The organism is Amycolatopsis sp. CA-211722, from assembly GCF_056828465.1.
This window is the reverse complement of sequence record NZ_CP184752.1, coordinates 7,468,684-7,493,117: the sequence shown is the minus strand read 5'-3', so window position 1 is coordinate 7,493,117 and position 24,434 is coordinate 7,468,684. Positions and strand designations below refer to the sequence as shown.

The following is a 24,434-nucleotide window of genomic DNA, read 5'->3' as shown; positions in this document are numbered from 1 at the left end:
TGGTTAGGTAAGCACAGCCTTACCTAATTTTATGGCCTTTGTGGGCGGGATCATGATCGGGAAACGCGGGTATGTAGCGAGCCGGATGATCCCGATTTCGACTCGTCGTCGAGCGTGGGGAAGAGTTTCGAATGGGTTCTCGCGTCCCACGATTTCGCCCAGCGGGCGAATTGTTCCGGAGTCTGCTGGAGCGAGTTCGCGTACTTCCCGTCGCCGAGGACGAAGACCGGTTCACCGTCCGAGATCGCCGCTCCCAGTTGGACGCAGTGGCCCGGAGTCAGGACGACCGTACCGCCTCGCGCCCTCACCTCCATCCAGAACGCGGCCAGCGCGTCCGGGCTGGTGAGCTCTTCACCGAGACGGACCTCTTGCTCAGGATCTCTGATCAGTTCGTTCGCGCCGAACATCGTGCCGTCCGGCTCGAAAGCGAGGTGCGGCTGAAGCCGTGCGACATAGGAACTCCGGGTCACCCCGGTCAGCCGCCGAGCACCGCGGTCGACGACCAGCGGCGAGGTCAGGATCAGGCTCGTCAGCCAATCGCCGGGGATGACCTTGCGGGTCAGTACCGGCACCGAGACCGCCTGCAGGTCCGCGGCGGACAACTTCTGCATCGTCCGGCCCCAGCGGTCGCTCAGCGCGTTCCAAGCCTGTTTGGCCGAGGGGTCTGCCTGATTCGCGGACACCAACGCGAAAGCGGCCTCTTCGATGGCGGAGAACTCGGCTCGCGCGTCGCTGACGCGCTTGCGGACCATCGCTTCCAGCGTCCGGCCGAAGGGGCGGTCGCGTTTGCTTCGCGCGACCGGGTCCACCCGCAGGAGATCGCGATCGGTGGCGTCCGCCACGGCGCGCCCGACGGACAGCAACCCGGCGATGGTCGGCACCCGGCCGCGGACACCCGTGTCGATCGCGGCCGGAGCGCAGGTGTTGAGAAAGCGTTGTTCCTCGTGTCCCGTTCCGGCGAACAACGCTTCCACCAGCGCGGCCGGATTCCGGAGCAGGTGCCGATAGAGCGGATCGCCGGCCACCGCGGCCCGCGAGGAAGCGCTCAGGTTGACCAAACCGAGCGACGCGAGGCGCACGGCGAGGTGATCGCCGGGAGTGATCGTCATTCCCGTGGCCGCCGAGGTCGGCGCCCGGGTCGGATCCTGGCCTCGTGCGAGGTGAGTGGTGAGCTCGTCCAGCAGTTGGGTGAGCCGGGCGGGCGTGACCGGCTGGATCGTCCGCCGATCCACCGGAAGACCGCGTCTTCCCTGTTGCGGCTGAAGCACCTGCTCCCGGACGGGGACCAGGGACGCGGCCAGCACGGCTTCGTTGACCAAGGCGCGTACCCGGTCCACGACCTCGGCGTCACCGAAGGCGGCCAGAGTCTCGTTCAGGACGATCAGCTGCCCGCGGGCGGTATCGGGCAGGGGGTGATGCTCAAGCCGTCCACCGGAGGCGAGTTCGCTGAACTCGGCCAGCCTGCCTTCGACCTCCGCCTTGGGGAGTCGAAGGCTCGCCAGACCGTGCGTTACCGAGTCGTACGCTTTGAACGTGGAGTCCTCGGCGGCGGAGCGGGCGACGGCAACGGAGGACTCGACCACGACGTGGTGATGGCCGTCCGGTGGCACACCATCAGGGTTGTTCGCGATTTCGGCGTGGATCTCGATGTCTTCCAGCCGGACCGGACCGTCGGATCGGGTGGCGAGCTCCTCGGCCAAGGCGGCGCGAAGCAGTGCGCGCACCTGTGCGGCCCTCTGCAAGGACGCCGCACCCGGTCGCTCGCTGTAGGTGGTGACGGTGACTTCCAAACCGGGAGTTTTCCGCTCCGCGCGTGTCACCGCGGCCTGAGCGATCGCGCGCGCGGTCGGCCGAAGTGCCGCGAACCCGTCGGAGATCACGGTGGTGGCCGTCTCGGGGAACGACAGGCTGAGGGGAGGGACGCCCGGGGGCGCGCTCTCGATGGCCTCGATGCGTTCCCCGGTACGCCAAAGGTCGTCGAACGTGGTGACTACCTGCTGGGTGAACGACTGCGGGTCCGGCACGATCTCCGGCAGGAACGAGAGGTCCGGGGCCTCCGGAAGCGCCGGCCCGAGGGGGAGCTGCTCCGACGGCACACCGGCCGGGCTTTCGCTACGATCGGGATCCATGGCGGTCATGAGCGCCAGCGCCATACCGAGATCGGAATGGCCGCTCCGCAGCCGGACGGAACCGGAAACGAGCTCGACCCACTCGCTGTCGGTTTCCAGACGGTCGTCCGCGGTGAACCACAGCCGTCCATCGGTCGCCACGACCGGCTCGTCGATGGCGTTCGACACGACAGGTCCCAGCTTCGCCGCTCCTCCCGGGACCGCCAGGACGAGCCGAGGAGAACCACCCGGAGGCAGTTCGGAACCGGGCACGCCGAACGTCGGGTTCCGTGCTTGGAGGACTTCGCCGAACGCGTCGAGGGGAACCGGGTCGGCGGTCCAGAGGTCGACCGCGTCCTGACCGGCGGTCAGGGTCGCCGCCACGATCTCGGCTCCGGGATACCGCGGCAGGCTCGCCGTGGTGTGCAGCGCCTCGGGGATGCCGGTGCCCCGGACCGGGAAGGACCAGCCCCGCCCACCCGGACCGACGACGGTCTGGGCCAGGAGCCGAGGGTCGTTGCCCGCGGTCACCGACAGGGTGCGGGTCCTGGCGTGCAGGACGACTGCGAGTTCTTCCGCGGCGCGGCTCAGCGGCAGCAGTTCCAGGAAGTCCAGCAAGTAGGCGAGCTCGGCTTCCCGGCCGGGGAAAGCGGGTGTGTGCCCGACCAGCCGAGGCTTGGTGAGCAGCTCGCGCAACCTGCCGTCGAGGGCAGGGTCTTCGGCCGCGAGCCGCAGCGCGCCGCTGATCTCGGCGCGCGCCTGCCACTCGGCCTCGGAGAGTCCGCCAGCCCAGAACCGGAATTCGACGCGGTCTCCGGGCTCGTCGTCGACGTTGCGGAAGCTGACCGCCTCGTCCTTGGTGGTGTTGAGGGCCCGGACATCGTCGGCGGAGGTGATGTCGCTCAAGGCGAGCGGTAGCGCGTTCGGGCCCACCGGCTGGAGCCGGCGGTGCGGGGCATCAGGACCGGAGTGGTTGCCCAGCCGGTACAGGACATCCTCGAACACCTTGGTCAGCTGGGCCAGACGGCCGTAGACGGCGAGGTCGGGGCGCCGATCGAAGCTGACGTTCACATGGCCCCCGACCCCTCCGGCGTCCGGTTCCCCGCCGTCGGAGTTCCGGTGCGAACCGATGACGCGCAACGCTCGCTCGGTCTCCCTCCAGCTCTCGGGAACGCCCCGGAGAATCGGCGACCGCAGCTCCGCGCCCGCATCGAGATCGGGCTCCTCCACCAAGGTCCAGCGGGTGGGGTCGGTGTCGGTGTCGTCGAACCGCGCGCCGCCGTTCCACTCGACGATCCCGTTCGTTTCCAGCAGCCTGCCCAGGGCGCCGATCTGCCCTCCGAAATCGGCACCGCGGAGCTGGAACTCGAACTCCAGCCCGAACCGGGCGTCCGGACGGCTGGTCACGCCGCCAGGGACACCCTCGGGATAGAACCGCAAAGGGTTCTCCCCACGCGTACCGGCGGAGACGGCCGCCTCGTGCAGTGTGATCAGCTGCCGCAAGCGAGCTTCCCGCAGTTCGGTGACCGCCTGCTCGAGATCCGCGATCCGGGCGGCCAGTCCCGCGAGATCCCGCGGCGACAGGCCAGCCGTGGTGATCCGGGCCAGTTCGGCGTGCTGGTCCTCGAGCCGTGCTCGCAGCCCCTGCGCGATGGACTCGGGCAGCGCCGCGAGATGCCGATTCGCTTGTGCGGCAAGGGCGGACAGACGTGCGACGGGGTCCGGCTCGCTCGTGGACCGGGACACCGCAGTGGCAGGGGCCGTCCTGTCCGTGCCCGCCGGGCTGCCGGTGGAGATCCCGGTGGTCGCGCCGAGAGTGCGCGCACGGTGCTCCACGAGCCAGAGATTGCGGGGTTTCACCGAGGGAACAGGTAGGTCGGCCCGGCCGCTGGGGGCGTTCAGATAGTCGGCCAGGTAACGGGTGTACAAGCCATCATCGGACACCACCCGGCTCGACTTCGGGCCGCGCAGCGCCCACGCGGTCGTTTTGTCCTTGCCGTGCAACCGGACGTATTCGTCGTGCAGTCCGGTGAAATGCCCGAACTCGTGGGCGAGGGTGAGATCGTCGATGTCCGCGGGCCAGTGCAGCTGGTCGGCACTGGTGCCGGGGGTGGTGACCGTGACGGTACCGTGGGCGCGACCGGAGGGATCGTGCTGGACGCGGAGGTGGAACGCGTCACCGGTGGGCAGGCGGTAACGGTGGTTGTAGACCCGGTCGAGGGCTCCTTGCGCCCGGTCGAGATAGCGGGCGAGGCCGAAGCCGGGCGCGCTCACGAAGTCGAGCCGGACAGTGTACTCCTGCACCCACTTCCCCGGCCTGGCCTCGAAACGGCGGTAGTCGTAGGCGATGGGCTGCCACCACTGCTCGGTCGGGCGTCCCGGCAGGAGTTCGAGCACCTGCGGGCCGGTGTCCTCGGCGCGGACGATGACGGGTTCGACGCGGTCGCGGGCCGCGTCGAGTTCGGCGCGGGTGAGCGGCGCGGGGTCGGTCATCCAGTCCGCGGCGGCGGCGGTGCTGTGCCGCCAGCCGTGATCGTCGAGGATCGGGTGCCGGGCGGGCGGCAGATCCGTGGTGATGGTGAGCGGCTTCGCGACCGGGGACGTCGAGATCGGTGCGGGTGTGGACGAGCCACTGCCGCGTAGTTCCCAGTCCACCCGCAGTTCGACCTTGCCTGCCGCCACCTCGGGCACCTGCCGGACCTGGACGGTCGGATCCGGTGCCGAGGCATCGTCCCGCAAGCGGTGGGTCTGGTCTATCAGCTGCCGTTGGATCAGCTCGGCTCCGCTGGTGTCACCCGCCACCCGGAGTTCGACGGACGGTTGGGGAAAGCCGCGTCGCGTGCGCAGGACCGACTGTTCGGCCAGATAGCGCACCAGTTCGGTCAACTTGTTCGCCTGTCCGGCGTCCGGTGCCCGCCCGGCCAGGGGATCGTCGAGCACCAGCTCCGGTGTGTCGAGGGCCGGGGTTTCCCGTACGGAAGTGGTCTCGGACCGTGGGATCGCGCGTTTCGCGAGAACGGTCTCGGCGAGATCCCGCGGCGGAGGCGGCGACGGCCAGTCGATCTCGTTGGGTCCGCCGGTGCGGCCGGAAGAAGCCCGCATCGTGATCGGGACGACCGTCTCACCCAGGAACTCCACGTGCCGGCCTTCGCGGGGCAGCAGAAGTGCCGCCGCCTCCGCAGGCAGCGACACGGTGGTGAATCCGTCGTGCTGATACCGGTCGGCGGTCATCGTGCGGACTCGTTCGCGGAGAAGCGGTGTGTCGGCGAAGTAGCCGAGCGCGGCCGACCAGATCGCCGCGGGTGTTTCGTGCCGCTCCACCAGATCCGCTACTTCGGTGAGGTGAAGATCGCCCTGGCGGTTCGCCAGCTCACGGACCAGGGTCTGGATCACTTTCGCGGTCAGCAAGGCCGTGCCGTCGGGATCCGCCGCCGTGACTCGAGGAGGCTCGGCTTCGTGGCCGCGTCCAGGCACCCAGCTGGAGAGCGAGTTGTGCGTGATACCTGTCAGCGGGGCGAACTCGCCGGTCCGATCCCGGAGCTTCGGGAACAGCTGGGGACCGGTGCGCCACAACACCGAGTGGCGCCGTGGCCGCCCGAAGCGAGTGACAAAGGATTCTTTCTCCGCCTTGGCGAGAACGTCCGGGAAGACCTCCGCCTGAGGCAGCCGGTAGCTCCTTTCGAGGACGTCCAGGTACACCCATGCCATGGGGTGCCCCTTGGCCCAGGCCAGACCGTTGTTGTTCCACATCGTCTCCGGCACGCCCCAGGCCGCACCGGAGACACCGCTGACACCGAAGCCCAGCGGGGATTCGTGGACGCGGAGGAGGATGTCCGGGTTGAGCAGCCGATCGTCACCGTCCAGGTACAGCCCGCCGAACCTGGCGAGGGCCTGTACTCGCAAGGTGTCGGACGCCGCGGCATAGCCACGCCGCGTCCCCTTCGTCAGCTCCGCACGATAGAATGAATCCAGCCTCATCGGCGCTTCAGCGTTGAACACCTCGTCGACATTCACCAGGCTGATGCCGTTCGACGTTGCCCAGCGCGCCATTTGACGCTCACCGGCGTAGGAAGCGTCGGACGCGTTCGCCAGCGCGGCTTCGAAGCGGCGCCGCGGAACATCGGTCCACAACACCGCCTGCCCGTTCAGCGTCCTCGCCGACTCCGCGAAACCTTGCTGGAAGATTCCCGTCGCACCGTCATCGGCGAGTGGCCCGCCCAGCCAGATACCGTGCAGCAGCTTCGGGGTCTCCCTGCGTGCGGGTAGCGTGTCCCAGTCCAGTTCTTCGTGCTCCCAGTGCTTTCGCTCGCTGTCCGTCCATTCTGAAGTGAGCACGTCGGCCCGGTCGTCGGCAAGTGACTCCGGAGTCAGCGTGTCTTCGTCAGGGAAGGGACGGGTGAGATCCAGGCGCCGCAGGAGGGTCATTCCTTGCGCGGCGCTCAGCAGGTCGTAGTCGATCTCGCCGAGTCCCTCCGGAGCTTCGGGCGGCCGGCCGAGACCGAACAGATCCGGGCCGAGCATCGGATGGAACGGGCGGCCGCCCGCGGCGGCTTCTCCGAACAGATCGAGCCGGTCGCGGATCCCCGCCACCAACGAAGAGGGCGCGGCGGGAAGAAGGGAGACCGCCGCCGGTGAGGTGGACCCGGTCGGCTCGGATGCCTTATGCCGTTTGGCGCCACCGAATCGCCCGGCCTCGGCGTCATTGTCGAGACCACGTTTGACATCCGGACCGACGCCGAGGAAGAGAGTGTTCGCGACGAACGGGTGCCGCGTGGTGATGGTGCCATCGGGTGCGATGTAGAGGGGGGTGTCCAGGTAGGCGGCGACGATGGTGAGGTGGTGGAGGGCGGGGTGTCGGTGGAGGTGGTTGGTGAGAGTGGTGTGCTGGTCGAAGGTGAGGTTGCAGGCCCAGAGGTTGAGAGTGTTCTTCGTGTTCCAGGTGATGGGAAGGCCGGCGATCGTATCGGCGAAATCCACCGGGGAGAAGGGGATTCGGCTGTCGAGGTGACCGGACAGGTAATAGGTGTCTTCGGTGGTGTCGTGGTGGGCGAGAACGTGGACGACGTCGGCGTCGGAGTGGGCGAAGGCCGCGTTGACATTGGGGGAGTAGGCGGGGTCGACGAAGGCGACGCCACTGTCGCGAGGGAGGGGGATCGCGTAGACGACGACACCGTTGCGAGGGAGGGGGATCGCGTGGACGACGCCACCGTTGCGAGTGATCACCGGGACGGTGTGGGTGCCGGGGAGGGGTTGGTCGGTGCGGATGGTGAGGATGGTGGTGGCGATGTCGCGGAGCGCTTCTTGGGTGCCGGTGATGTGGTTGACGCGCATGTGGCGGATGAGTGTGGTGGTGGCGTCGGGTGGGGTGAGGTTGAAGAGTTCGGGGTTTTTAAGGACTAGGGTGCCGGTGCGGTGGAGGATGGCGTCGTGGTGGGTGGGGTGGTCGGTGGAGAGGGTTTCGTAGCGGTCGCCGTTGGTGGTGGCTTCGTCGATGATGCGGGTGACGAGTGGTCTGAGTCCGTCGTCGGTGTTGGTGATGCCGTCTTGTTCGAGTCGGTGGATCAGTTGGTCGACGGTGTCGGTTTTGTGGGTCCAGGCGGTGGCGTAGGCGAGTTTGTCGATCCAGTCGTGGTCGGCTTCGTTGGCGATGTCGAGGTGGCGGCCGAGGATCTGGCCGTCCGGCCGCAAGGTCAACGCCTGCCTGCCGGCTGCGATATCGGCGTCCGACCGCTGCGCGGCCGACCTGGCCCTCACTACAGTCGTGAAGTCCGGAAGTGTGCCGAAGATGTTGTACGTTCGGGCGAGTGTGACCAGTGGTGCGATGCCGAGGCCAGGATTGTCGGCGATCAGGGCATCGACCAAGGGGGTGGCGCCCTGATCGTTGACGCTCAGGAACGGGTGCCGCCGCTGGGACCGCACGACGGCATCGATGCCTGAAACAGCGCTGGAAATCAAAGCGCCGCGTCCCATGAAGCCCGCGTGAACCGCCCGGCGCGCGAGCTCCGTCGCAGTCTCCCGTGGATGCCTGATCGCTGACTGCCAAAGCAAGGCGGTCAGGTCGTTCGGTTCCCCGGCATCGTATTTCTGTTCTTGCCGTTCGCGCCCGCGGTAGCGCGGCTGCCACAGCGAACCATCGGCTTGAGCTGCCTCCACGGCGTCGGTGATCAGGGAACTGATGCCTTCGTTTTTCTCCACTTCTTGGCGGTGCAGGTAGTGCAGCAAGGTCGCGTTTTCCAGGTATCCATGTGTGTCGACGATTTTCCGGGCCAGTGTTCTCACGATGGCTGCCTGCACGGGATCCCGGTGATCGAGCTTGGCGTCGTGCGGCCTTATGGGAGCAAGGTCGACGTCGGCGAGTCCGCCGGCCATGGCTGTGGTCAACGCGCTGTGGGCGTGGAACGCGAGGTCTGCCTGAGGGCCGGTGATATGGCGCATCCGCATGTGTCGGACCAGAGTGTTCACCTGGTGTTGCGTCCCGGCACCCCAGGGGCCGGGAGTGGCGACCAGGATGTCGCGTGTACGTGCCGAGATGGCGGCGTCATGGCCGTTGCCGGACGCGGAAAGCTCGGGGAGCCGGTCGCCGTTGCGGGTGGCTGTCGCCACGGTCTCGGTGACCAGGTGGCTGAGAAGTTCGGCCGGGCCTTCGATGCCCTCCGTCTTGAGCAGAGTGACGATTTCGGGGACCGTGGCCTTCTTCTTTTCCCAAGCTATCGCATAGGCGAGTTTTTCGATCACGGCATGATCATCCGTGTTCTCGACATCGAGTATCCTGCCGAAGAAAAGCTTGGTCGGCGGCAGCTTCGGGTATCCGCGTGTGCGAGCTGCGGCTACGAGTTCAGGATTATCGTCAAGTTCCTTTTTGCGCCTGGAATAGAATTCTTTGACTTTTTCAGATGTGCCGTGCGCGCTGAATTTCGAGAGATCGGAATAAAGTCTGTTGAAGCTGCTGAAGTCGTTGATGATGAGCTGGTCGATGAGTTGTTCGATATTGTTGCGGTCATTGGGCTCCGAAAAAGACAGGTAAGGATGCCGCCGCCCGTCGTTCGCGGCGGCGTCGATCGCCTGCCTGATGTTGGAGATGAGAACGGCATGGTTGGCGGAGAAACCTGCTTCTTGCGTGCTGCGCGCGATCGCCGCATGGGAGCTGTTCGGATCGGAGATCACCTTTCGATACAGCCATACGGTAAAGTCGTCAGGTTCCTCCAGGTTGAAAGTTCCCTTGTTTTGCCTTCCGCGATAGATGGGGCGCCAAAGCTGATTTTCTTCTTGGAGTTCTTTTGCTCCTCGAGCAAAGTGGTCTCTGAGTTTCTTCTCGAATTTCCGGGCCGGGAATTCGTCACTAGAAACGAACCTGAGCAGATGCCGGACATCGATATCGCCGTGTTCTTGAAGGATTCTTCTGGTGGTTTCGGCGAGCTTCGCCGCCGTCTCCGGAGCGTCGGGATCGGCGGCGACGGTGCTTCCGTCCCGGCGGCGTTTGGGGGCGAGATAGAGGGTGTTTTCGACACCGGGGTCCGTAGTGGTGATAGTGCCGGCGGGGGTGATGTGGACAGGGCTGCCGAGGTAGGCGGGAGTGAGGGTGAGGTGGCGGAGGGCGGGGTGTCGGCGAAGGTGGCCGGCGAGGGTGGTGTGTTGGTCGATGGTGAGGTTGCAGGCCCAGAGGTTGAGAGTGTGGGTGGCGTGCCAGGGGAGAGGGAGGGTGGCGAAGGTTTCGGCGAGGTCGGTTGGGTGGTGGGGGATCAGGTCGTCGACGCGGCCGGGGAGGTAGTAGACGTCGTCGGTGGTGTCGTGGTGGGTGAGGATGTTGATGACGCCGGGGCGGGGGTGGGAGAAGGCCGCGTTGACGTTGGGGGCGTAGGTGTTGGAGACGAAGGCCATGCCGCTGTTGTGCGGGAGAGGAATGGCTTCGACGATTTGATCGGCGTGGGTGCGGATGGGGACGGTGTGGGTGCCCGGCAGCGGGTGGTCGGTGCGGACGGTGAGGACGGTCTCGGCGATGTCGCGGAGTTTGGTGGTGGTGCCGGTGATGTGGTTGACGCGCATGTGGCGGACGAGTGCGGTGATGGCGTCGGGTGGGGTGAGGTCGAACAGCCCGAGGTTCTTCAGTGCGAGTGCGCCGGTGCGGTGCAGGATGGCGTCGTGCTCTCCGTGCCGGTCGGCGGAAAGTGCTTCGTAGCGGTCGCCATTGGCGGTTGCTTCGTCGATGATGCGGGTGACGAGTGGTCTGAGTCCATCGCCGGTGTCGGTGACGCCCTCACGCTGCAAGAGGTCGATGAGCTGGTCGACGTTGGCGTTCTTGTTTTCCCAGGCGGCGGCGTAGGCGAGCTTGCCCAAGAGGTCGTGATGGGCGGGGTCGCCGGCGTCGAGGATCCTTCCCAGGAAGAGTGTGGTCGGCGGCAACGTGGGTAAACCGTGTTCCTGGGCGGCCGCGAGAAGTTCGGGTTGGTCCTTCAACTCGCGTTGACGGTGGGTCACCAGTAGTTCGATGTCGGACTTCGCCCCACGTATGTTGAGGTCTCCGAGTGCTTCGGTGACTTCGCTCGGGCTGCGATAGCTGCTGTTGGCGAGGAGCCGGTCGATGAGGTGGACGATCTTGTCGTGGTCGTTGGCCATCGTCAGTTCCGGGTGACGGCGGCCGTCGCTCACGGCGGCTTCGATCGCATCCCTGATGCCGGATTCAAGCCGCTTGTGATCTGTGATGAAGCCGGACGAGGCGGCGCTGCGAGCGATCGCCAGCACAGAGAGCCGGGGCTCCGCGATCACCCGTCGGTACAGCCACACCGTGAGGTCGTCGGCGTCGTCCTTGTCGAAGGTGCCGGTGTTGCGTGCCCCGCGGTAGAGCGGGCTCCAAAGCTCGTCGGCTGCCCGGAGATTGATTCGTGCCGGACCGAGCAGCTTTCTGAGCTTCGCATCGGATAGCGGATTTTGCAGACCTTTTCGGTCTATGAGATTCGCCAGGTATCGGGCATCCAAGTCCCCGAAACGGCGAAGAGTGTTTTCGATCGCGACAGTGTGTGCGGCTGCGCTTGGCCCGTCGCTGGATCCAGCCTCGGCGATCACCACGTCCCGGCTGTGACCTTGCGTGCCCGGGAGATGGTCGCCCCGCTGCGGCAGGCGTGTGCGGATCACCTTCTCGAATCCGTGGTGGGGAATGACATCGTGTGACGCGAAGGGCGCAGGAACTCTGGGTTGGGCTCCGACCTGGCTGTGAATGGGTTCGTCGGCGATCAGGGGCGCAGGCTCGGGAGTGTCGGCAGTCGGCATGCCTCGTCTGCGTTTGGGGGCGGAGTGGTGGGCATCGTCGCCGCCAGCGGCGATGGTGTCGACGAGCCGGCGCGGGCTGTCGTTCGTGGGGGACTGGTGGGCTTCGGTGGCTCCGTCGTAGTGGGTGGGGCTGTAGGTGCTGGGGACGAATGCCATGCCGCTGTTGTCGGGAAGACGGACGGCTTGATCGGTGAGGATGGTGGTGGCGATGTCGCGGAGCGCTTCTTGGGTGCCGGTGATGTGGTTGACGCGCATGTGGCGGATGAGTGTGGTGGTGGCGTCGGGTGGGGTGAGGTTGAAGAGTTCGGGGTTTTTGAGGACTAGGGTGCCGGTGCGGTGGAGGATGGCGTCGTGGTGGGTGGGGTGGTCGGTGGTGAGGGTTTCGTAGCGGTCGCCGTTGGTGGTGGCTTCGTCGATGATGCGGGTGACGAGTGGTCTGAGTCCGTCGTCGGTGTTGGTGATGCCGTCTTGTTCGAGTCGGTGGATCAGTTGGTCGACGGTGTCGGTTTTGTGGGTCCAGGCGGTGGCGTAGGCGAGTTTGTCGATCCAGTCGTGGTCGGCTTCGTTGGCGATGTCGAGGTAGCGGCCGAGGATCTGGCCGTCCGGCCGCAAGGTCAACGCCGCACGGCCGGTGGCCACGTCCGCGTCGGACCGGTTCGCGGTCGCTCTGGCTCGCACCACGGCAGCGAACACATCACTGTTACCTCGGACGTTGTAGTCACGCAGGCGGGTCAACAGGCCTTCGACGCCAAGGCCGGGATAGTCGGCGATCACGGCGTCGATCACGCTGGTGGCACTCGCTTCAGCGGCATTCAGGAGCGGATGTCTACGCTGATCCAGTACGGCGACCGTGATGGCCTTCTTGGCCCCCAGCAGCAGACTCTCATGTCCGATGTACCCTGCGTGTTCGGCACGGCGCGCGATCGCCGTCTTCGTCTCATGGGGATGGTCGGCGGCAAGCCTCCACAGGAGGGCACTGAAATCGTTGGGTACGACGAAGTCATATTTGTGATTTTGACGTCCGGCTCCGCGATATCGGGGATTCCACAATGATCCATCGTGGTCGGCCTCGATGGCCGCCGCGGTCAAAAAGGAGTAAATTCCTTTTTTGTTGAGTACATTTTCCTGGTTCAGGTAGTAAGCTAAAGTGCTGTTTTCGAGGTTCCCATGGCTGTCGATGATCTTTCGTGCCAGTCGTCTGATTGCCGGCGCGTGGGCCGGGTTCTCCGGGTCGAGCTTGTTGTCGTGGACGTGACCGGTGTAGGGGCCGGTTTCGACGGGGTCGAGCGGCGCGCCCGTTTTGTCGCCGGTCTCCTGGAGCTGTCTGATGGCGTGATCTTCGAGATCCTCTCGGGGGCCGGTGATATGTCGCGTTCGCATATGACGGACCAGGATCTTGATCTGGTTCGGGAGTTCGGCTTCTCGGACCGCGGGGATGGAGTTGAGGATGGCTTCGGTACGGTCGCGGATGGCGTTGTAGAGGTCGGGTGCGCTCGACGAGAGACTGGGCAGCCGGTCGCCCTTTCGATCGGCTTCCTCCATTGCCGTGGTGACCAGGGCGCGAATATTTTCGTCTGATCCGGTGACGCCTTCCTTTTGCAGGGTCTCGGCGAGTTTCTCGGTGTCGGCGGTTTTCTCTTCCCAGGCGGCGGCGTAGGCCAGCTTGTCGATGAGAGGGTGGTCCGCCGGATGATCGGCGTTCAGTTTTCTGCCGAAGAACAGTTCAGGCCCTGTCGGCAAAGCGGGATGCCCGCTGTGCCGGGCGGCAACGAGTAGGTCGGGGTTGTTGTCGAGGTGACCTTCTCGTTGTCGCACCAGTGTTCTGAGGTCGGAGTAGGGCCCGGTCACGTTCAAGGTCGTCAGTGCGGTCGCAACCTTGCCAGGGTTGGGATACAGGCCGGTGGCGATCAGCCGATCGGTCAAGGAGGTGATCTCTTCACGGTGGGATGGCGTCGAAAGCGATAGCTTCCGGAGTCGGCGGCCGTCTGCTTCGGCGGCTTTCATCGCTTCCTTGACGGCATCCTCAAGTCTCTCGTGCGGGATCGAGAATCCGGCCTCGGCCGCGCTGCGCGCGACTGCGAGAACAGTGTGGTCCTGGTTGGCGATCACCCTGCGATAGAGCCAGGCGGTCAGGTCGTTGACGTTCGCCTGGTCGAACATCTCGGTGTTGTGCTCCCCCCGATAGAGTGGCCGCCACAGCTCGTCGGAGTTCTTGAGCTTCGCTCGCGCCGCAGCGAGGTGCTCCCTGACATCCGCATCGGACGTCGTTCTGGGAAAGTTTCTGCGTGGTGCGCCATAGACCAGGTGCCGGGCTTCCAGGTCGCCGAATTGGAGAAGGGTGTTTTCGGCTGCGGAAGCGAGTGCGCCGGGAGCCGGCTTGTCCAGATCGATCGGCAGGAGGGAGAAATCGAGGAAAGGCTCGGTGGTGGCTGTTCGGGCTACGCTATGGGCCACGGCCTCGAGGTCTTCCCGACGGCCGGAGATGTGCCGCATTCGCATGTGCTTGACCAGGTTTTCGACCTGGCCCGAATCCGTGGCCGCGAAGAACGCGGGGGTGGAGTTGAAGATGATGCCGGTGCGACTGTGGATGTCGTCGTGGTGGCCGGGATCATCAGTGGAAAGGGGGTGGAGTCGGTCGCCGTTGTGGTCGGCTTCGTCGATGACCGCGCCGACAAGACGTTGGAGGACTTCGCGGGACCCTCCGATACCTTCCCTCATGAGCAGGTCGGTGAGTGTCTCTATGTCGGCGGTCTTCCTTTCCCAGGCCGCTGCGTAGGCGAGTTTTTCGATGAGGCCGTGGTGGGCCTCCTGGTCTGCGTTCAGTGCTCTGCCCAAAAATTGGCCGGTCGGCCGCAGACTGGGCAACCCGCGTTGGCGTGCGGCCGCTTGGAGCTCGGGATGGGCTTCCAGTTCACGTTCACGTGAAGTCGCCAGGGCTCTCAGTGTCTGGTTCGACCCGCGTACATTCAGCTTCTTCAGCTCTGTTGCGATCCCATCGGGGCTACGGTCGTCGCTGTTGGCGACAAGTCGGTCGACCAACGCGACGATCCCGTCCTGGTCGTTCGGCAGCGAAAGTTCCGGGTGGCGGCGCCCGTCTTTTTCCGCTTGTTTGATCGCGGCTTTGATATCGGTCAGGAGGCGATTCTGGGGCACCGCGAATCCGGCCTCTTGGGCACTGCGGCTGACCTGTAGGAGAGTGTGCTGAGGGTCGGCGACCACCTTCCGGTAAACCCAAGCGGTGAAGTCATTGAAGTTCTCGGTGTCGAGGGTCTCGTTGACGCGGTTCCCTCGGTAGATCGGCCTCCAGAGGTCACCGGACGTCTTGAGCGCTTCTCGCTCTTGCTTGAAGGCTTGACGGAGCTCTTTGGGTGAAACATTTTTCGCGATGATCTCTTCGGGAACGTAGGCGATGAGATGCCTGACTTCCAGGTCACCGTGTTGGTGGATGATGTCGGCGACGGTGGCGCTCAGGGCCGGGTCTGTCGCGGCATTGTCGGGATCGACTTCGACGGTGGATCCGTCTCGGCGGTGTTTGGGTGCGAGGTGGAGAGTGCCTTCGACGCCGGGATCGGCGGTGCTCACCTCGCCGTCTGGGGTGATGTGAACGGGGGTGTGGAGGTAGGGGGTGGTGAGGTCGACACCGAGGGTGGTGCGGACCATGGGTGCGAGATGGTCCCGGATGGCCGGGGTGAGATCGCAGGCGATGAGTTCGAGCTCGGAGTAGGTGCTCCACGCGGCGAAGGTCGCGGGAAGTTTTCCGAGTGCTTCGGAGAACTGCCTGGGTCGGTGGATGACGTCGGATCCGTTGTCGCCGGGCAGGGCGAAGGTGCCGTCTCGGTGCTGAGTGATCACCCGGAAGGTGCCTGGCCGAGGTTCGGGGAAGGCGCTGGCGACATTGTCGGCGTAGCCGGCGGGGACGAACGCGGCGCCACCGTTGCCCGGGAGGGGAATGAAACGCACAGGTTCGACCGGGGAGGGAACGGTCACTTCGCGCGGCAGCGACTCCGCGATCGCGGCCGGTGCGGAGGCGGACCGGTGCGGCGCGGGGTCCGCGACAGGCGTGGCCTGGACGACGTCGCGGACGGCCGGTACCGCCTCCATGAGAAAGGAGCGCGCACCGGTGGAGAGCGTCGCCTCGGTCGGGCGTCCGGAGCCGGCGGCAAGGTGCCCACTGGAGGTGTCGGGCCGCGAAGCGGCCGCCGAAGGGGTGCCCTGTGGAAGAGCGGCGCGCTCAGCCTGAACGCGCGATGGTGGCGCTTCCTGTACCGCGGCCCTGGCTGGGTTCGACCCGTCCGGTCGTGTTTCTCCCGGGCGCAGGTCCGTCGTGGACAGCTGCTGGGCGGGAAGTCCACCGGTCGCGACACTCGTGGTGGCGGAGGAACCAGGCTGGACTTCCACCGCGCTGACCGGCGAGGACAGTGTGCCTGCCCCCGGCGAGGACGCCTCGACGGCAGCGAGTGGGTATCCGGTGTCGGTGGTCGCCGCTGGTATCGCCTGGGTGCTCTCGGCTTGTATGAGGCCTCTCGCGGCCGCCTGTGAAGAAGCGGTGGCCTGGGCGAGACCGCTCGGAGAGGTCGAGATGGCGCTGGTCGGTGCCGCGGCCGAGGGCGCGGTGTAGAGCGCGCCGAGAGCTTGAGGATTGGTGGTATACGCGGGGGTTTTCTCTGGGCGGTGGTCTGTTTCGGTGGGGAGGGCGGTGTAGGGCGGCGGCGCTTGGAACACCTCGGGGGTCTCGAAGATGACCTTGTCGCTGTCCTTGGTGGGCTTTTCGGTGCCAATGGGTTTCTCGGCGGCGTGGGGTTTCTCCGTGACGGCGGGGATGGTGAGGTCGGGGATCGCCGGCGGGTGGATGGTGTCGAGAGCGACACCGGTGGCGGTGCCGCCACGGCCGCCGCCGTATTTGGACAGCGACCCCAGCGCGCCGAGGGCGGGGTTGCCGGTGGGGGCGCCGAGGGCGAGGTTGACCAGTGGTGCGGTGGCGACCGTTGTCACGAACTGTCCGGTGGCGTAGGCCGCGTCGCCGAGAGCGGCCACGCGGCCGTCGATGGCGGCGGAGACGGCCTGCGCGGTGACGCTTTTGGCGGCCGCGTCGGGGACGAGTTCTTGGAGGTGGGCGGGGTCGATGGTGAGGCGGTCGCGGAGGCTGAAGGCGGTTTTGCGGATCGCGCCGGCGGCGGAGTGGAACACGCCGGCGAACGCGCCACCTAACGCGCCGCCGACGAACGATGAGGTGAGGGATTTGGTGTCCCAGCCTTGGCGGTCGCCGTCGGCGATTTGGCGGGCTTGGACGCCGAAGTCGGTGCCGCCCATGAGTGCGGCGCCGAAGGCGGCGAAGCCGCCGGTTTTGATGGCGAGGTCTTTCGCGAACTTCAGGAGCGCGGTTTTGGTGGCTTGGGACAGGCCACCGCTGAGGGAGAGTTGTCCCATGCGGGTGATCAGGGCCCGCCAGATCGCGGTCAGCGCCACTCTCGCGGCGGCGATGACGACGCCGGTGAACAAGGCTCCGATCAGGGTGGCCATCAAATGGATGATCGAGGCGAGGGTGAAGGCGGCGAACACCACGAACATGACTTTGGTTTTGTAGACGTCGGCGGCGGCGTTCTGCGCCATTTTCGCCAGCTCACCCGCGGCCTCACCCAGCCCGGCGACACCGTCGGGGATCGTCGCACTCAGGAAGTGGGCGAAGAACTCCCCGGTCTCACCCTCCAAGACCTGCGGGACCGCCACACCGGCTGCCCGGGCAGCGGCCTCGAACACACCGGCCGCGTCCTCGAACGCCTCCCACGCCTTCCACAACGCGACCAGGCCCTGATCGTCACTCTCCGGCCACGACAACCCCAGCGTGAACTCCAGGAACTTCCGCACATCCGGCGGAATGTGCACACCTCCGTTGCTCAAGTGCGACACCTCCTCCGAACATTCGACCAGCGCTGCGGTCGAACCACGGCCGAATCGTCCTGATTCTGTTCTAGACCAGTGAACTGGTGAGTAGTACTCAAAAGGCCTAAGCGTAGGGATTTATCTCAGGAAATTTGTCTGATAGGGCGACGGTCACCAGGCCACGGGAAGCTCCTTGAGTCCGGCGAAGGTGCGATCCCTGCACAGCACGAGCCGATCGGCCGGCACGGCCAGTTCCAAGGCCGGGAATCGCGTCAGGAGCCGATCCAGCACGACGCGGAGTTCCAGCCTGGCGAGGTGCATGCCGACACACAGATGCGGACCGTGACCGAAGGCCAGGTTCGTCAGCGCCGGTCTGGTGGGGTCGTAGGTGTCGGCTCCGGCCCAGCGTTCCCGGTCGCGGTTGGCCGCGGGCAGATCGGCCACCACACGATCGCCCGCCCGGATGTCCGAGTCACCGAGCCGGCAGTCCGCCACCGCGGTACGGTCCACCCCGCGCTGGACGATGGTCGTGAACCTGAGCGCCTCCTCCACGAGGGGATCGAGACGTTCGTCGTCGGCGGCCAGGGTCCTTGGCCGATCCGGGTGGCACAGGAGCAGGGCGACCGCGGTCCCGATACTGGCCGCCAGCGAGTCGAAGCCGCCCAGCACGAGGGTCGCGCCGAGGTCGGCGATCTCCGTGTCGCCGAGGTCGCTGTGTTCGATCAGCTCGCTGAGCAGGTCGGATCCTCGCTCGATCCGGCGTTCCGTGACCAGCGTGCGCAGGTAGCCGAGCAGCCAGTCGTTGGTGGCCGCGGCGTGCTCGCGGTCAGGCGAGTCCGACAGCAGGTCGGTGGCGGCTTTCCGCAACGCGGGCCAGTCTTGCCGGGGCAGGTCCATCATCGTGCCGATGATCGACAGCGGGACCGGCACCGCCAGGGACTCGATCAGGTCGACCGGCGGTCCCAGATCGGCCATGGCGTCCAGCCGGTCGTCCACCGCCCGCGCGATCGCGGGCTGCCAGGCCGCCACCCGCCGGGGGGTGAACGCGCGGCCGAGCGGCCGTCGGTAGCGGGAATGATCGGGCGGGTCGGTGTGCGGCAACCGGCCGATGAAGGGGGCGTCGGCTCCGGGGGTCGCCCGGTGCATCGGGTCACCGGCCGCGCTGAACACGGGATCGCCGAGCACCGTGCGCACGTCGTCGTAGCGGGTGACGAGCCAGACCTGCTCGCCGTTCGCGAGACGCACCCTGGTCACCGGTCCCGCCACGGCGACGGGCGGGAACGGCGGATCGGCGTCACCGTGTCGCATGGGGATCTCCCTGCACCTGGTACCGGCGGGTGCCGGGACTCCAGTTGAGCGGACCGGACATCGTGTGGGTCAGGTTGTCCAGGTAGCCGGGCAGGCCCGGATCGGTGGCGAGCCTGCCGTGGCTCAGCGCGGCGGTCCGGTCGAGAAAGAGGGCTTCCTGCTCGGCGACCCGTCCCGCGATCCAGTCGACACAGTCCTGATGGGACCGGTCTTCGAGTCGTTGCAGGAGCGGGATGAGGCTGATGTACTCGCCGTCCCTTCGTTCCTTGGCGCAGGAGTACAGGTCGTTGGTGAGCCACAGGTGGTCCAGGACGACCTCGCGCAGCGCTCGAAGCTCCGGATCGGTTGCGGTCTCGTCGGACAGCGGCCGATCGTGCCCCAGCTCCGCGACGGTGAGGAACCACTTCATCGCGACGGTGACGCGACGGCGCTCGGCATAGGAGTCCAGGTCGGTCAGCCCGTCCGCGTTCCGGGTGGCGACTTCGAGGAGATAGCCGTCGAGCATGTCCTCGAAGTCCACGACGAACCGGCGCCAGCGGGCCTCGGTCAGGTGCGGTCGCAGCCGCTCGACGGCGTCGCGTGCCGGAGCCGCGGTGTCCGGCACGCTGTCCCAGCCGGTGACCGCGGCCATGATCTGGGCCACGACCTGCCGTGAGGCGTGCACGCTCCCGCCGACCCAGCCGGCGTCGCCGAACGCGTCGTCGATGACGACGATGTACTGGAACAGATCGCACATCGGGCGCATGGCCGGATAGGGCAGGCCGGGCAGCATCGCGCAGCACAGCTCGGCGATCCGGCCGGCGAGGAACTTCTCCATCCCGGCGTCGTCACGGAAGCACGGACGCGTCGTCCGGCGTATCCAGGCGTCGGACTCCGTGACGAGCCGTTCCGTCTCCGGATGGGACCGGGCCGGGAGCACGCTGTGCACCAGCACCTTGGGCGACCGGGCGGCCGTGGTCACGCCCACCGCCTGGCGCGCAGGCGCAACCGCAGGGCCTTCGGTTCGAGCATGCTCCGGGCGCTGGAAGTGACCGGGCCCTTGATCATCGGTTCGAGCCGCCACTGCCGGAGCAGGGTCGCCAGGGTGACGATGATGTTGTTGATCGCGAATTCGTCGCCGATGCACCGGCGCGCGCCTTTGCCGAAGGGAAACATGGGGGCGCCGCGGAAGCGGACGTCCTCCTGCTCGCTCCACCGGCAGACGTCGAAGCGCTCGGGATCGGCGAAGGCGTCCGCGCGGTGCTGGAGCAGGTACGGGCTGACCAGGATCCCCATGCCGGAGGGAATCCGGTGGCCCGCCAGTTCGGTGTCCGCGATCGCCTTCCTGGTGTACATCCACGCGACCGGTTTGATCCGCATGCTTTCGCTGATGGTGCGCCGCAGCAACGGAAAAGACCCGGTGTCGGCATAGCCGATCGGGCCGGTCGGCCGGGCCTGACGGACCTCATCGGCGATCTGGGCGTCCAATGTGGAATCGCGGGACAGGAAGTACAGCGTCCAGGACAGGGTGGCCGCCGTGGTGCCGATTCCCGCGATGAAGAAGGTGACCGCCTGATCCCTGATCTCTTCGTCGGACAGGCCGTCCCCGTTCTCGTCGCGGCCGATCAGCATCGACAGCAGGTCGCCGCGGTCGGCGCCGTCGCGGCGGTACTCGGCGACGGTGGCGTCGATACGCTCGTACAAACGGCGTTTGGCGCCGGAATAGTGCCAGTTGTTCGGCAACGGCAGCCTGCCGAACCACGGCAGCACCATCCGCACGAAAGCTCCGCGGACCAGGGTTTCGACGGCGGCCCGCGTCCGCTGCTCGGCCTCGGCTCCCTCGGCGGCCCAGCCCGCGAACATCGTGTTCACCACGAACCGCATCGAGAGCTGTTGCATGTCGTGCACGGTGTTGACGACCTGGCCGTCCCGCCACCCTTCGGTGACGTCGGCGAGCTGTTCGGCGACGGTGTCGCTGTAGGAAGGGATGCGGGTGCGGCGGAAGGCGGGCTGGACGAGGCGCCGCATCCGGGTGTGGCCGGCGTCGGGGCAACTGGCGAGCCCGTCGCCGAGGAACTCCCCGACACTGTCGAAGAACGGGCCGCCCTTGTCGAAGACCCGGTTCCGGTTGACCAGCACCTGCTCCGCCAGATCGGGGCGGCAGACCACGTAGGTCGGCTGGGTGCCCAGCATGATCTGGACGACGTCGCCGTGCTCGGGCAGCGAGGCGATGAACTGCTCGGGCCCGCGCAACAGCTGGGGCAGATGGCCGATCAGCGGAACGGCGCCGGGTGCGTGGGTGACGGTCATGCCCTCTCCAAACTGAATCCGGAGTACCGCGCATCCGTGCCGGCCAGTACCTGATGCGCTGAGGTCAGGGCGGCGAGACGATAGACGCGGGCGAGAATCGGGACGTCGTAGACGAACGGACGGGGGCCCAGCGAATCGGGGTCCGTGACCGCGGGTCCTTGTTCGGACAGCCACGGCAACGCCTCCTCGATCAGCTCCACGGGCGGGTCGGGCAGGCTGCCGAGCGCCGCGACCGCGTGTGAGGTGACCAGCAAGCTCACTTCGGACTCGTCACGGTGATAGCGCCATCCGCCGCCCGAACCCGCCGTGTCCCGCAGGAATCGGAGGCAGCCGCCGCGGATCTCGGACACGACCTGCTCCGGGTACCCCGGCGGCAGGTCCGCGGCCGCCCGCAGCACGTGGAGAACCGGGAAGGCGGGGCTGCGGCTCCACTCGTGGGAGAAGCCGCCGTCGGGCCGTTGCTTGCCGGCGAGCCATCGCCAGCCCCGGGCGACAGCCGAGGCGGTACCCGGAAACGCTCCCAGCGTGCGCAGGCATTTTGCGGTGATCTCCACTTCGGACGGTGCGCCCCGGACGAACGTGGGAAACCCGCCGTCGTCGTTCTGCAAGGTCAGCAGGTGCCAAGCGCCTCGCTCGGCGGCACGCTCGTGGCCGGGGACCCTGCTCAGTGCGAGGGTGATCACCGCGGTGTCGTCGATATCCGGTTGGTCCACGGTTTCGCTGTAACCCCAGCCTCCACTGGGCAGCTGCTGATCGGCCAGGTAGCGCGCCGCCCCGGCCAGCCGCGTGGGCGGCAAGCCGCTGTCGAGCAGGGTGAGGGTGGTCAGACCGGTGACCCAGGTGTCCTCGTCGGCGATGAACGGCAGGCCCCCGTCCGCCCGTTGCTGGGCGACGAGGAACGCCAGTCCCGAGCGCACGGCGGGGTTGTGCCGGTCCTGTGTGGACAGTGCGAGCAGCGCGATGACGGTCGCGGGCACGTGGCACTGCCAGGAACCGTCCGGCCCCTGGGCCTTCGTCAGTTCCGCCGCGGGCACCGCCTTGTCGGCGTCGTCCGCGATCAGCAGCCGTAACGAGGTGGCGATCAGGGTGATCCATTGGTGGGCATACGGTCCAGGATCGAACGCCCGAGCCGGGGACCAGGAGACCTGGGGTACGAGTTCGGCGAGCAGAGCCAGGAAGAAGTCGTGCTTGCGCTTCCGGGAGTGATGCTCCAGTCCGCCGAGCGCGGCCTTGACGCGGTCGGCCTGCTCGCTGGTCACGGGCAGCCCCAGGGCGCTCGTCGCGATGACACTCGCGAGATCTCTTTCCAGCGCGCCCTGCCATCGCGGGGCGGGCGCGGCGAGCGCTTCGCGGCAGTACGCCGCGAGCTTGCGCGGTGCCGCGCCCTGGACGTTCAGCCGCCGGAACAGGTGCAGGGTGAGCCCGGACTCGAACAACCTGCTCCGGCAGCCGCCCCGCCAGCGGCCGTCGGCCCCGAGCACCGACACCAGCTTCGCCTGTGCCGCCTCGATTTCACTGCTCAGGGTCTCCGTGCTCATGATCGCCCACCGCCCGCGGTGGCCGCGGAATCGAGCGGCTCCGGGCGAAGAAGCAGGTTGGTCGGGGCCACCGCCGCGGAAAGCACGTTCTCGCCGACCTCCCCGGTGCTCGCCGCCGCCAGTCGCCAGCGGGTCATGATCGTGGCCGCCACCACGGTGACCTCCAGCAGCGCCAGCGCGTCACCGATGCATTTGCGGCGTCCCGCGCCGAAGGGGATGAAGGAACTGCGCGGGCGTTCCCGCATCGCCTCGGGCAGCCATCGGTCCGGGTCGAACCGCATCGGATCGGGGTACAGCCGCGGATCTCGGTGGATCGTGGTCGGGCTGAAGACCAGTTCGGTGCCCTCCGGGAAGCGGATGTCCCCGAGGGTGAACTCGGTCCGGGTGCGCCGCATGACGAGCCAGGTCAGCGTGTGCCGCCGGACCGTCTCCATCACCACCTGACGCAGGTAGGGCATGCGGCCGACGTCGTCGTATTCGCACGGGCGGCCCCCGAGGACCTCGCGGTTCTCCGCGTAGACCCGTTCGGCGATCGCGGGATTGAGGCTGAGTTCGTGGAAGAGCCAGGCCATCTGCAGCGCGGTGGTCTCCGAGCCGCCGATGAGCATGGTCATGACCTCGTCCCGGATCTGGCGGGGGTCCATCGGCTTCCCGGTCCGGGGGTCCTCGGCGGACAGCAGAAGCGACATCACGTTGTCCCCGAGGTCTCCGCCGCTCCTGCCCTCCTCGATGACGCGTCCGGTCAGCTCGTGCAGGGTCTCCACGGCGGTGTCGAAGCGGCGGTTCGCCGGGATGGGCAGGCGCTCGAACCGGGAACTGGGGTACACGGTGCGCAGGATCATCCCCTTGAGGATGTGCGGGGTGGCGCCGCGCACCGCGGCGAAGTCGGCTTGGCTGAGGTGCCGGGAGAACACCAGCACCGAGATCACGTTGAGGGCCAGTTCGTTCATGACACGGGCGAACTGCAGCGGTTTACCCGGTCGCCAGCCGGAGATGGCCGCCTCGGCCTGTTCCCGGATGAGGGTCACGTAACCGGGCAGCCTGCCGGGGACGAACGCCGGCTGGATCAGCCGCCGCTGTCCGATGTGGAACTCGTTGTCCGTGGTGGCCAGCCCGTTGCCGAGAAAGGCCTGGGAGCGCTCGAAGATCTTGCCCTTGTCCAGCTGCTCGGCCTGCTTCACCAGCATGGTGTGGATGAGTTCGGCGTTGGTGAGGTAGTAGATCGGCCGCGAGCCCAAGCGGAGCCGGACCACGTCGCCGTGCTCGGCCAGCGAGGCGAACAGCGGCAGCGGCGAACGCAGCAACGCCGGAACGTGCCCCACCACCGGCAAGGCGCCTGGAGCGGTCGGTACCCGGTCGGCCGGGATGGTCGCCGCCGCGCTCATGACTGCGAACTTTCCGCGCCGATACCGCGCCAGAAATCGGTGGCGTGCTTGATACGGCCGTCTTCGTAGCGCATGACGCTGACGATCCGGTGCACCTTCGCCGGGTCGGGACCCACTCCGTGCCAGCCCCATTCCACCCACACCCGGTCCACGTCGTCACAGGCCGCCACCAGCTTGCCGGTCATGCCGGGCGCGCCGGTGAACATTCCGGTGAGGAACTCGAACAGCTCCTCGTGTCCCCGTACGACACTGTCGGCGCCGAGGTCGTCGAGGACGCAGTCCTCTGTGTACAACTCGATGACGCCGGGGATGTCGTGGGCGTTCATCCGGGTGATGAACTTGTCGAGCCGGGTCAGATAGGTGTCGGTGTTCACCGCGTTGGACATGGGGAGACTCCTCTTACTGGTGAGGCGGGAGGATCTTCGAAGGACCTGCGGAGAGAGTCCGAACGCCCGTGCGCTCGGTGTGGTCGCGGGGCGATCGAGTCCGGAAAAGATCAGCCGGTGGGCTGTCTTTCCTCTGGTGGGAGGCGCTTTCCCATACGGTCTCCATCGGTCTCTGAGGGAGAGTTCCGCCTGCTCTCGTGGCCTGGCTGTGAAATTACGGACTTTGTGCCAAGGCGGGAATTAGTCGTTCCAACGGTTGGAACGCGGCGAGCCCGA

The 24,434-nt window shown here is 66.9% G+C and carries 7 protein-coding genes; all 7 read right to left on the bottom strand.

Going from position 1 to position 24,434, the window contains the following annotated elements:
• Positions 1-50: 50 nt before the first annotated feature.
• A complete protein-coding gene (locus ACOCEP_RS34620) occupies positions 51-17,270 on the bottom strand; it encodes a WXG100-like domain-containing protein (RefSeq protein WP_482333622.1) in 17,220 nt (5,739 codons plus the stop codon).
• 153 nt (positions 17,271-17,423) lie between these two features.
• Entirely contained in the window at positions 17,424-18,560 is a 1,137-nt protein-coding gene (locus ACOCEP_RS34615; RefSeq protein ID WP_482333620.1) for a cytochrome P450, read from the bottom strand.
• The gene (locus ACOCEP_RS34610) at positions 18,547-19,521 is read right to left on the bottom strand and encodes a terpene synthase family protein (RefSeq protein WP_482333618.1); all 975 of its coding nucleotides are present in this window, start codon (positions 19,519-19,521) and stop codon (positions 18,547-18,549) included. Before ACOCEP_RS34610 ends, ACOCEP_RS34615 begins: the two co-directional genes overlap by 14 nt.
• On the bottom strand, positions 19,518-20,849 hold the full coding sequence (locus ACOCEP_RS34605) for a cytochrome P450 (RefSeq protein ID WP_482333617.1): 1,332 nt from the start codon (positions 20,847-20,849) through the stop codon (positions 19,518-19,520). Before ACOCEP_RS34605 ends, ACOCEP_RS34610 begins: the two co-directional genes overlap by 4 nt.
• Positions 20,846-22,387 (bottom strand): prenyltransferase/squalene oxidase repeat-containing protein, encoded by a 1,542-nt coding sequence (locus tag ACOCEP_RS34600; RefSeq protein WP_482333616.1) that lies wholly within the window; start codon positions 22,385-22,387, stop codon positions 20,846-20,848. Before ACOCEP_RS34600 ends, ACOCEP_RS34605 begins: the two co-directional genes overlap by 4 nt.
• Positions 22,384-23,772 (bottom strand): cytochrome P450, encoded by a 1,389-nt coding sequence (locus ACOCEP_RS34595; protein ID WP_482333615.1) that lies wholly within the window; start codon positions 23,770-23,772, stop codon positions 22,384-22,386. The genes ACOCEP_RS34600 and ACOCEP_RS34595 overlap by 4 nt, the downstream gene beginning before the upstream one ends.
• Positions 23,769-24,158, bottom strand: coding sequence for a nuclear transport factor 2 family protein (locus ACOCEP_RS34590; RefSeq protein WP_482333613.1), 390 nt, complete (start codon positions 24,156-24,158; stop codon positions 23,769-23,771). The genes ACOCEP_RS34595 and ACOCEP_RS34590 overlap by 4 nt, the downstream gene beginning before the upstream one ends.
• Between the last annotated feature and the right edge of the window lie 276 nt (positions 24,159-24,434).

What these genes read in the sequence shown, in the direction of transcription:
- ACOCEP_RS34605 (WP_482333617.1), bottom strand. Translation starts at nt 20,849, where the DNA reads ATGACCGTCACCCACGCACCCGGCGCCGTTCCGCTGATCGGCCATCTG.
- ACOCEP_RS34595 (WP_482333615.1), bottom strand. Translation starts at nt 23,772, where the DNA reads ATGAGCGCGGCGGCGACCATCCCGGCCGACCGGGTACCGACCGCTCCA.
- ACOCEP_RS34590 (WP_482333613.1), bottom strand. Translation starts at nt 24,158, where the DNA reads ATGTCCAACGCGGTGAACACCGACACCTATCTGACCCGGCTCGACAAG.
- ACOCEP_RS34600 (WP_482333616.1), bottom strand. Translation starts at nt 22,387, where the DNA reads ATGAGCACGGAGACCCTGAGCAGTGAAATCGAGGCGGCACAGGCGAAG.
- ACOCEP_RS34615 (WP_482333620.1), bottom strand. Translation starts at nt 18,560, where the DNA reads ATGCGACACGGTGACGCCGATCCGCCGTTCCCGCCCGTCGCCGTGGCG.